The sequence below is a fragment of the Dellaglioa sp. CoH-57-MRSF-17 genome (assembly GCF_056782015.1).
In genome coordinates this window covers 1-265 of the sequence record NZ_JBXAXY010000150.1, presented here as the reverse complement: position 1 = coordinate 265, position 265 = coordinate 1, and the positions used below count along the sequence as shown (strand labels likewise).

Below are 265 nucleotides of genomic sequence, written 5' to 3'. Positions count from 1 at the left end.
CCCAGAATCCGTCGATTGTGAGCCAATTCGAATGGCGAAGCTCCGGGTATTCATCACGCTGTTCGGGCGGGATCAGTGTCCAGTCACAACGTGCTGCTTCTTCGATGAGAGCCGCCACCTCATCCTGAGCACAGTAGACGTAGACCACCACGAACTCCGGATCAAGGACCTCTGATCGTGGGCTCAGGAACGTGGCCAGCGACATTTCGACCACCTTGAAACTGCGCCCTTCGGCCTCGATGGGACGCAGCCCCGAACACGGTGC

Annotated in this window: 1 protein-coding gene; it reads right to left on the bottom strand. The window is 58.9% G+C overall.

Going from position 1 to position 265, the window contains the following annotated elements; genetic code table 11:
- Positions 1–205: hypothetical protein (locus AC1RPJ_RS08225; RefSeq protein ID WP_481762919.1), on the bottom strand; the 205-nt coding region annotated here is incomplete at its 3' end.
- Between the last annotated feature and the right edge of the window lie 60 nt (positions 206–265).